Consider the following 6,564-nt stretch of genomic DNA (forward strand, 5'->3'; position numbering starts at 1 on the left):
ATATCGGCAAGCGGCAAAAAAGGGTAGGGTGCGGCTGTCCTGCGGTGGACCTTTGTCCGGCCTCACCGTTCCACACCCTTTGCCTGAGGTCCGGCATGTCCAGAAACGAGGATTCGAATTCGAAGTATTCCGCCGAGAGGTTGCGCCAGGAGTTCGATACGGCCTGTGTCGCCCACGGCGAAGGGCGCCTGCGCGAGGCCCGGCGGCGCTATCGGCTCCTGCTCCGCTTCCTGCCGGAATCAGCCCTGATCCAGTACAATCTCGGCCTGGTCTATTTCGATCTCGGCGACTATGCCCTGGCGCTGCGTGCCTTCTCCACCGCCGATGCGCTGGCGCCGCCGGACGTGGACACCCTGTTCAACCTGGCGCTGTGCCAGAAACGGACCGGCGACCCGGCGGCGGCCATCGCCACCTACCGGCGGATTCTCGTCCTGGAGCCGGATCATGCCGATTGCCTGTACAACCTTGGCGGCTGCTACCGCGACCAACACGACGACCGCCAGGCCGTGGCCTGCTACCAACAGGTGCTCGCCATCCATCCCGCCTACCTGCCGGCGGCCAACAATCTCGCCTACCTGCATCACTGCGCCGGTGAGATCGGCCAGGCCATTCGTTACTACAGCCAGGTGCTGGAACAGCGGCCCGAGGACGAATCGGTCCGCTATCTGCTGGCGGCCCTGCGCGGCATTCCGCTCGACCAGGCGCCCGATGCCTATGTCCGCGACTTTTTCGATACCTATGCCGAGGACTTTGAGCAGCATCTGGTCGATGAACTGGGCTATGACAACCCGCAGCAGTTGCACGCCTGCCTCTGCCACAGCTCGGCCAGCGGCACCAGCTATGCCCACGGTCTCGACCTCGGCTGCGGCACCGGCCTGAGCGGCCAGGCCTTCAGCGACGTGGTCGCGGAATTCGACGGGGTCGACCTGTCCAGCAAAATGTTGGCGCAGGCGGCGCACAAGGGCTGCTATGCCCGGCTCCACCACGACAGCATTCTCCATCATCTCGCCTCGACCGAGGCAACCTACGACTTTTTCCTGGCCACCGATGTCTTTATCTATGTCGGCGAGTTGGGGCCGATCTTCACGGCAGCGCAGGCCGTGGCCCGGCCGCAGGCCCTGTTCTGCTTTTCCACCGAACACCTGGACGCGGACGGCTACCGGCTGCTGCCCACCGGCCGGTTCGCCTATTCACCGGCCTACATCCAGACAATGGCCGCCAGCACCGGCTGGAGCGTGCTGGCCTGCGAAGCGATCCGCCTGCGCCGGGAAGGCGACGACTGGCTCAGCGGCGATGTCTGGATTTTGCGGCTGGGGCCGGACAGGGCAACGGGCGTCTGACAGACAAGCAATCCCGAGGGAAGAATCTCTTCCCGCCACCGCACCGATTCACTCCATCGCCGGCGCATCGACCGCGCCGCTCACGGCAGAGGTTGGAGGAACGGCCCCCGCCCGCTCAGGCAGCGGTCGCTGACCTGCTGAATGAGCGCTTCGCCGCTGATCGTGTTGTATTCCCGATCGAAATAGATCAACTCAATGGTTTCCCGGATACGTTCGATGGTGATCTCCGGCGCCTCGCTGCTCACCTGCCAGGCCAGTTCCTCTTCCGCGGCCTGCGGTGTCGTGCCGTTGTCACGCATCCGTGCGGCCGCGGCGAAGAGTTCGCCGACCTGCCGGCAGCGCTGAACTTTGTCTTCTCCCGCCTGGGACGTCTCCGGCGGCGCGATGGTCTGCTGTTGCCCTGCCGGATCCACCGGCGGGACGGACGGACCGGCTTCTCCCTGCGAACCAGGCGGGACTGCGGCGGCCGGCGGCGCAACTGTCGCGGCCGGTCCGCACCGGTACCAGATCACCGCACTGTCCGCTGAGTCGGCGGCGGAACCCGGCTGCATGCACAAGCCCATTTCTTTCAGCCGCTCCACATTCTCCCGCATCTGCACGCAGGCGGCGTCCGCCGCCGGTCCGACCGTTTCCCAGCACAGTTGGGTGAGGACCTGATCCCTGTCGATCAGGGCTTGCATATCCGGGGTCATGGCGCCGGCATTGTCGGACTGCTGGGGCAGGGGAGGCGCCCGGTCGAGAGCGGTTTCCATATCGTCCGGGCTCGTCGCCGGCTGGAAAGAAGGGGCTGAAGCCGGGGGCGTCTTGTCCGGTGCGGTTTCCTGCGGGGGAGGAGGCACGGGTTTGCGCTGCTCCGCTTTCTTGGCCGGCGGCGGCATCTTCTTTGCCTTCATGAACAGAAAACCGGATTGGTTCTTTCGGTTGTACGACAGAACGACGCTGGTGGTCGTGCCGGGCCAGTTGTACATCTCCTCGCCGCCCTGATCGATTTTCTTGCTGGTGCCGAACTTGGCGAAGGCCTCGTTCTTTACCGCGGCGAAATTGTTGGCGCCGCTGAACAGGAGGATAACGCCCTGGAGCCGCTCCTTGACAAATGAACAATGGATGCCGGTGAGCGCGGCCTTGCCGAAGCGCAGCTCTTCGTTTTCCAGGGCATAGAGCGAGGCGCTGCCCTTGCCGCCTTGCTTGGTGAGCGCCAGTTTTTTGGTCTGTTGCAGGTCGGCGAGATTGCTCCCCCAGCGCATGCCCTTGAAGCCGTTGATGTCGGCCCGAAGTCCGGCCGGAGCCAGAAGCGTAAGGAGCAGGAGCAGAACGATGAGGAGAGACGGCGGTTTCATGGGCGTGGCCTGTCCGGACCGCCTAGTGGCGCCCGTTTCTGATGGGGGTGGCGACCAGGGCGATACGCTCCATGGCAGCTCGGGAGAGATTTGGATGATGACGTTGCAGCCACGCCAGGATATCCGCTTTCCTGACTTTGGCGGCCGATACGCCTGCCTCGGCAAACAGGGCCTGCCAGCAGGCGACGGCGGCATGGAGTTCCGGGGCAAAACAGGGATGCCCCTCGGCGGGCATGGTCAGCGGCGCCTGGGCGTCCGGTTGCTCCCGTTCACGATGTTCTGCATGAACTGTGTGTTGTACGATTTTGTTTTTTCGCTCGAACTGGCAAACGTCTTTCGGGAGGGCAAAAAGGGCGGCCGGTTTCAGCCCGAGCATGCTGGTCTCGCCCCATTCCTCGCCCACCGAGTTGGTGAGCAGCACCGGCCTACCGTTGCCATCCCGGCAGGGGAGTTCGGCAACAATCAGCATCCGGTCGCAACGGCCCTGGATCTGCCGCAGCACCTCCGGGGAAGGCTGCACCTCGATCCGGTCGTGCCGCACTCGGGCAGGGGTCTTCCGCTTGCGGCCGCCCGCCGTCTTTGTTTCCGCCTGTTGCGTATAGACATCGCTGAAGCTGAGCCATAGCGGCAAGGCGCCGGTGATGGCCAGTTCCACTATCCGGTCCGGATCCTGGCGCCATCTCCGCGCCAACTCATCGAGAAAAATGTACTGATCGTCCTGCGGTATCATGGAAATTCGTGCATGTCGTGCTGAATCGCGATGGTGCCGCTGCTGAGCGGCCGGCACTGTTGAGCCGGTGAAAGGTAGCAAGACCAGGGCAAAGAGGGCAACCAAAAAAACAAGAAGGCCGGATCGAGGGCGGGCAAATTATACGCCGCCATCCGGCAGGGCGGCTGTCCGCAGGGCTGTCCGGCGGATTGACGTCCCCCCAGAAAAAAAGACCGTTTAAAAATTGAGATTTCTGGCAAAATAGAATCCTTACGGAGGAGATGTTTTGCCATGAAGACGACGAAATTTACTGAAGAACAGATCGCCTGTGCGCTCAGGCAGTCCGAAACCGGGACCAAGGGTGCCGAGGTATGCCGGAAGATGGGTGTTGGACCGAGATATCGTTGCGGTGAGCCCTAGCAGGCTGTTGAAAAACTCACAAACATCGGGACATGCAAAATAATACCGTGTATCATTCAACCATTCGGAATAATTAACAAACAGGTGGGAATATGCGCGGGTCTGACATTCAGCAACAGAAATTGTTCAGTTATCTCTCCCTCGAACCCCGGGTTCCCCAAACGCATCCCCTGCGTCCTATCCGAATCATGGCCGATAAGGCGCTGAAGGAGCTCTCCCCTGTTTTCCGGAAGCTCTATTCACGAATAGGACGACCATCGATACCACCCGAGCAACTGCTTCGCTCCCTGCTGCTGCAAATCCTCTATTCGATCCGTAGCGAGCGGATGCTGGCTGAACAACTTGATTACAATCTTCTCTTCCGCTGGTTTGTCGGCCTGTCCATGGATGTGACGATTTGGGACCATTCAGTCTATTTCAAAAATAGGGAGCGCATTCTGCACAGTGATCTTGCCGTGATGTTCTTCGATCCATCTGTTCCCAAGCCGAGGCGGCAGGACTTTTGTCTGGCGACCATTTCACTGTTGACGGCACGCTGACCGAAACATGGGCATCGCTGAAGAGCTTTCGGCCCAAAGATGAGGAGCCTCCGGTCTCTCCTGGCGGCGACCGCAATCCGGAAGTGGATTTCCACGGTGAGAAGCGTCGCAATGACACGCACGCTTCAGTCACCGATCCTGAATCTCGACTGTTCAGGAAAGGAAAAGGCAAGGAGGCCAAACTCTGCTTCATGGGCCATGTCCTGATGGAGAACCGGAACGGTTTAGCCATCGATACCCGTGTCACCCAGGCAACTGGGACGGCTGAACGCGAGGCCGCCCTTTCCATGGCTTCCGATATTCCGGGTACCCATCGGGTCACCATCGGCGCGGACAAAGGGTATGACTGCAAAGAGTTCGTCGATAACCTGCGCAGCCTGACCGTTACTCCGCATGTGGCGCAAAAAACCAAAGGTTCCGCCATCAATGCCCGGACCACCCGTCATGAAGGCTATGCCGTGAGCCAGAAGAAACGCAAACGGGTGGAAGAGATATTTGGCTGGATGAAAACCGTCGCCTGGTTGCGCAAAGCCAGATACAAGGGTGAGGAGAAGATTGACTGGCTGTTCACGCTCTCGGCTGCCGCCTACAACATGGTCCGAATGCGCAATCTGGGAGTACTTGTCTCTGGATAAGAGAGAAATCCTTATCAGAATGGCTCAATGCGCCTCAGAAAATAAAAAATGGCAACGAGCCATGATGAAAAACGGCCAAGTGTTCACTGTCAAAGAGCAATCGAAGGGTAAACGAAGAACCCTTGTCTCATGATTTCTACTTTTTCAACAGCCTGCTAGGGTAGGGATTGGTGCATGCTTATGGCGAAAATGGATCGGATTTTCGACTTGCTCCACATTCTCCAAGCCAACAAATACGCGACCACCGCGCACGAACTCAGGGAGCGGCTGGATGGATGCTCTGAATCCACGCTTAAACGCTACATTCGCACAATAAGAGACGAATGGAACCTTCCCCTGCAATATGACCGCAAATATGAAGGGTATCTCCTTGATAAAACTGATGATATGTATGCGGTACCCGGACTGTGGTTCAGCGCTGCCGAACTCCATTCCTGGCTCTTTATCCACGAGTTGATTGACAGGCTCGGCCCTGGATTGCTGAAGACGGAGTTGCGTCCTTTCCGCAACCGCATCGAAAAAATGCTTTCTCTGCAAGGTATTGCAACGCGGGAACTTGGCAAGCGCTTCGCCTTTCTCGGTACGGGCATCCGCATCTGCTGCCCGGAAACCTTTCGCTTTGCAGCTACGGCGGTCATGGAGCGTAAGCGGCTCCAACTGCGCTATCACAGCCGGGGCGACGATACGATCAGCCTGCGTCAGGTCTCCCCGCAACGGCTGATCCATTATCGGGGCAACTGGTATTTGGCGGTCTGGTGCCACACCCGAAATGCCCCACGCGCCTTGGCCTTGGAGCGGATGAGCGAAGTGGTTTCTCTGGATGAAGGCTGCATTGAACTTGCCGAGGAGGAACTGCGCGACTGGTTCACCGCCTCCTTCGGCATCTTCACCGGTCGGCCGGAACAGGAGGCCGTGCTGGTGTTTTCCAGAGAGAGCGCCCGTTGGGTGGCCGAAGAACAGTGGCATCCGGGACAAAAAGGCCGGTTGTTGCCCAGCGGCGAATATGAATTGCGCCTGCCCTACGCCGACCAACGAGAACTGGTGATGGAAATCCTCCGTTTTGGCCCGGAAGTGCGGGTGGAGGCGCCGCCGGAACTGCAAAACGCAATATGCGAACGCTTGGCGCTCGCCCTGCGGCGATATAAAAAAAATGAATCGGAGAAAAAATAAGGTTCATCCGGCAAATGCGTACCTGGAGTTGTGAAGGTTGTAGAGCCTGAGCTTGAAGTATTCCATGTCTCTGAAGCCGTAGGCCTGGCGTTTCATGGTCTTGATTTTGTTGTTGAGGCCTTCCAGGGGGCCGTTGGTGATCTTGTGGGGGTAATAGCCGAGCAGCCCCTGCATGCTGGCAAGGATCGTTGAACCGACCGCGCAGAGCTGTTTGATGTTTGAGGTCAGGGCATCGAAACACCAGTTGAGGAGAAAGGATTTGGCGCGGTCTGCCGTGCCCTGGCTCCAAAACAAGCGGAACTGCTCCTTCATGGCATGCATGGTGAACAGGGGTTGGTTGGCCGTCAACAGGTCATCGAGACGCCCCTTTTGGTCGTCGGGAAGTTCGTGGTAGTTGCGGAGCAACAGGAACCG

5 protein-coding genes and 2 pseudogenes are annotated in these 6,564 nt (G+C 59.4%); 4 read left to right on the forward strand and 3 right to left on the reverse strand.

From position 1 onward, the window contains the following. The first annotated feature begins 95 nt into the window (after positions 1-95). Positions 96-1,340, forward strand: a complete 1,245-nt coding sequence (locus tag Q362_RS23790; protein ID WP_051554402.1) for a tetratricopeptide repeat protein — start codon at positions 96-98, stop codon at positions 1,338-1,340. A gap of 80 nt (positions 1,341-1,420) precedes the next feature. Here the strand turns inward: Q362_RS23790 and Q362_RS0115750 are convergent, their stop codons facing one another. Further along, positions 1,421-2,677 (reverse strand): hypothetical protein, encoded by a 1,257-nt coding sequence (locus Q362_RS0115750; RefSeq protein ID WP_028319446.1) that lies wholly within the window; start codon positions 2,675-2,677, stop codon positions 1,421-1,423. Positions 2,678-2,699: 22 nt separating this feature from the next. Further along, complete coding sequence (locus tag Q362_RS0115755; RefSeq protein ID WP_028319447.1) at positions 2,700-3,407, reverse strand: hypothetical protein; 708 nt, start codon at positions 3,405-3,407, stop codon at positions 2,700-2,702. 270 nt (positions 3,408-3,677) lie between these two features. Here Q362_RS0115755 and Q362_RS23085 point away from each other — a divergent pair. The 3 genes and pseudogenes from Q362_RS23085 to Q362_RS0115765 form a co-directional block, all read left to right on the forward strand. Next, positions 3,678-3,776, forward strand: a pseudogene (locus Q362_RS23085) (transposase); the annotation flags it as partial. Between the two features lie 122 nt (positions 3,777-3,898). Next, positions 3,899-4,980: pseudogene (locus Q362_RS21170) on the forward strand (IS5 family transposase). A 180-nt stretch (positions 4,981-5,160) separates the two neighbouring features. Next, on the forward strand, positions 5,161-6,150 hold the full coding sequence (locus Q362_RS0115765) for a helix-turn-helix transcriptional regulator (protein ID WP_028319448.1): 990 nt from the start codon (positions 5,161-5,163) through the stop codon (positions 6,148-6,150). 3 nt (positions 6,151-6,153) lie between these two features. Here Q362_RS0115765 and Q362_RS0115770 read toward each other — a convergent pair. After that, the coding region (locus Q362_RS0115770) for a transposase (protein WP_028319449.1) at positions 6,154-6,564 on the reverse strand (411 nt) is incomplete at its 5' end.

The organism is Desulfobulbus elongatus DSM 2908 (assembly GCF_000621145.1).
GTDB lineage: Bacteria > Desulfobacterota > Desulfobulbia > Desulfobulbales > Desulfobulbaceae > Desulfobulbus > Desulfobulbus elongatus.

Coding starts and splice junctions, on each gene's coding strand:
- Q362_RS0115750 (WP_028319446.1), bottom strand. CDS start 2,677: ATGAAACCGCCGTCTCTCCTCATCGTTCTGCTCCTGCTCCTTACGCTT.
- Q362_RS0115765 (WP_028319448.1), top strand. CDS start 5,161: ATGGCGAAAATGGATCGGATTTTCGACTTGCTCCACATTCTCCAAGCC.
- Q362_RS0115755 (WP_028319447.1), bottom strand. CDS start 3,407: ATGATACCGCAGGACGATCAGTACATTTTTCTCGATGAGTTGGCGCGG.
- Q362_RS23790 (WP_051554402.1), top strand. CDS start 96: ATGTCCAGAAACGAGGATTCGAATTCGAAGTATTCCGCCGAGAGGTTG.